The 3357-nt window shown below is 72.8% G+C and carries 2 protein-coding genes; both read left to right on the top strand.

Annotated elements, in window-relative coordinates:
• Nucleotides 1-100 precede the first annotated feature (100 nt).
• Entirely contained in the window at nucleotides 101-1354 is a 1254-nt protein-coding gene (gene purD, locus HLK59_RS49090) for a phosphoribosylamine--glycine ligase (protein WP_171148187.1), read from the top strand.
• A 462-nt stretch (nucleotides 1355-1816) separates the two neighbouring features.
• Nucleotides 1817-3357: hypothetical protein (locus HLK59_RS49085; RefSeq protein ID WP_171148186.1), on the top strand; the 1541-nt coding region annotated here is incomplete at its 3' end.

Here is a 3357-nt window from a genome sequence, read left to right as displayed (position 1 = left end):
GGTTTGACAACTCCCCGTTGCGCGGCGCCGGGAGAGGTTGATAAGCGCAACTCACACACCCGCACACTGCCCCGAGCCCAGAGCCGGTTACGCTGACCCCGTGAAGGTCCTCGTCATCGGCAGCGGCGCCCGCGAACACGCCCTGTGCCGCTCCCTGTCCCTCGACCCCGACGTCACCGCGCTGTACTGCGCCCCCGGCAACGCCGGCATCGCCGAGGTCGCCGAGCTGCACCAGGTCGACGCCCTGGACGGCACGGCCGTCGCCGCGCTGGCCACCGAGCTCGGCGCCGAGCTCGTGATCGTCGGCCCGGAGGCACCCCTTGTCGCGGGGGTGTCCGACGCCGTGCGCGAGGTCGGCATCCCGGTCTTCGGCCCCTCCGGTGAGGCCGCGCAGCTAGAGGGCTCCAAGGCCTTCGCGAAGGACGTGATGGCGGGGGCGGGCGTTCCCACCGCGCGTTCCTACGTCTGCGCGACCCCCGAGGAGGTCGACGAGGCCCTCGACGCCTTCGGTGCCCCCTACGTCGTCAAGGACGACGGTCTCGCGGCCGGCAAGGGCGTCGTCGTCACGCCCGACCTGGAGGCGGCCAGGGCGCATGCCAACTCCTGTGAGCGCGTCGTCATCGAGGAGTTCCTCGACGGCCCCGAGGTCTCCCTCTTCGCCGTCACCGACGGCGTGACCGTCGTCCCGCTCCAGCCCGCCCAGGACTTCAAGCGCGCCCTGGACGGCGACGAGGGCCCGAACACCGGCGGCATGGGCGCGTACTCCCCGCTGCCCTGGGCCGACCCGAAGCTGGTGGAAGAGGTCCTGCAGACCGTCCTCCAGCCGACCGTCGACGAGATGCGCCGCCGCGGCACCCCCTTCTCCGGGCTCCTCTACGCCGGTCTCGCGATCACCTCGCGCGGCGTCCGTGTCATCGAGTTCAACGCCCGCTTCGGCGACCCCGAGACCCAGGTGGTCCTGGCTCGTCTGAAGACCCCCCTCGCGGGGCTCCTGCTGGCCGCCGCCAAGGGCGACCTCGCCGACCTGGCGCCACTGCGCTGGAGCGACGACGCCGCGGTCACCGTGGTCGTCGCCTCGCACAACTACCCCGGCACCCCGCGCACCGGCGACCCGATCACCGGCCTCGACGAGGTGGCCGCCGAGGACGCCCCGCACGCGTACGTCCTGCACGCCGGCACCAAGCACGACGGCGACGCCGTGGTCAGCGCCGGCGGCCGCGTCCTGTCCGTCACGGCGACCGGCAAGGACCTGGACGAGGCTCGCGACCGCGCGTACCAGGCGGTCGCCCGCATCCGTCTCGACGGCTCCCAGCACCGCACGGACATCGCGGCGAAGGCCGCGGCGGGCGAATAGCCGGTAGGGCCAGCACAGCCAGCACAGCCAGCACAGCCAGCACAGCCAGCACGGCCGGAGTAACCGGAAAAACCGGCAGATCGGATGAACCCGACAGGCCCCGAATCCGTCTCAGGATTCGGGGCCTGACGCGTGCCCGACCCCCGCGCCGGCCCCGCCACAGACCGGGCACGGACCGGGCACAGACCGGGCGCCGCACGTCGGACAGGGGCTGAACTTGGGTCAAGAACCAAGGCCTGATCATCGCTGTCCGTCATCCACCTTTCCCCAAAGCCATTCCATCGAGTGACCGATCCCTTTTCCGGCTGACGTGGGCCGGGGCCCCAACTAGGGTGCGGCGCAAGCGTTCCGGCACTTGGCCCACCGGCATTGCGATGTCAGTGGTGGGTGCCACAGTGGGGGAGTGAGCAACGCCAGGACAGTCAGGCAGCCAGGACAGCAGGGAGGGGGTGACACCCGGTCGTGACCGGTATGGGTGGAGAGGCGGGCGCACAGGCCGCGCGCTCCCGGGCGCTCGCCGTGCTGCGCATCCGCAGCCGGGCGCTGGCCGTCGCGCTGCTGCCGGCGGCCGTCGCCGTGGTGCTGTACGCCGGAGGCTCCACCGGCCACTTCGTGGGCCCGGGCTGGCATACCGCCCGCTGGGTCGTCACGCCGTTCGCCGCGCTCGTCCTGCTGGCCGCCGCCGGTATCGCCCTGGTCGTCGCCCGTGCCCGCCCCGCCATGAGCCCGACGGTCGCGATCGCCGAGGAGTCGGCGCCGGACCTGTACCGCATGGTGCGCGACCTGGCCGACCGTCTCGATGTGCCCGCCCCCTCCGCGATAGCGCTCACTCCGGACTGCGACAGCTGGCTGGAGGACCGCACCCATCCGTCCCACGGCCCGCCGACGCGTGAGGACCGCGACGAGCTCACGGGAGCCCGCGGCTCGCGGCGTACGACGGCGGCGCCCGTCCTGGTCATCGGCTCCCCGTTCCTGTGGTGGATGCGGGTCGGTGAGCTCCGCGCGGTCCTCGCACCGGTCGTCGCCGGTACGGGTCCCTCGGCGCACCCGGACATAGCCGCGGCCCGCCGTTTCGTCCGCGGCCTGGACGCCGCGGTGGCCGTGTCCTCGACATCCGGCCGCTGCCCGATGACCCGCGTGGTGTGTGCCGGCGTCGGCTGGGTGGCCCGTCTGCTGCTGCGCAGCTGCCGGGAGCACGCGTCCCAGATGGAGCGAGGCGTCGCCGCCGCGGCGGCCGAGCGCGCACAGGCCGTGGACTACGGTCTGCGGATCGTCGCCCAAGAGCAGGTGGGTCTGGCCTACGCCGGCTGGGACCGCCTCCTGACCCGCGTGGCGCTGCCCGCCTGGCGGATGGGCCGCTGGCCGTCCCGCCTGGACGCGGGAGTGGTGGCCGCGCTCACGGAACTCTCCCGGCGAGACCGCCTGGCCGAGGGCTTCGCCTCCCGCCTGGGTGAACGACCGGCCTGTGACCTCCTGGAAGAGCCCGGCACGATCGACGAGGCCACCTCCCTCCTGGCCGCCCGCCTCTTCCACGGCGGCCCGGCGGAGTCCGGCCCCGACTGGTCCCCGGTCGACTGGCAGGAGTACCCGGAAGAGGTCGTCGACCGAAAGTGGCGCCTCGACGCGGCCCGCCTCCACCGAGTCCTGGACGCACAGGGAGTACGACGGACCCCCGACACCACGGGCCCGGAGACGGACGCCCCGACCCTGTCCCGGGTCCTGGACTACCTCGCGACACCGACCGAGCCCACAGCCACACGGGCAGCCACACCGACATCCGCAGACGAACCCGCAGCCGCCGACGGCGACGAGCCCCCACAGGGGCCACCCGCACCCGACGACGAAACTGTCATGGGTGGTGCGGGCGGGATCACAACAGTCGAAGGCGAAGCCGAGGCTGAAGACCAAGACGACCAAGACGACCAAGAAAACGAACGCACCACCACCCTCGCCGCAGGCCTCACCGCAGAACTGGCCCGCGAAGAAGCCACCGCCCCCACCAC

Source organism: Streptomyces sp. S3(2020), from assembly GCF_013044505.1.
GTDB lineage: Bacteria > Actinomycetota > Actinomycetes > Streptomycetales > Streptomycetaceae > Streptomyces.
Note: the sequence above shows the minus strand (reverse complement) of the source record. Positions and strands in the feature narration are given on the sequence as shown.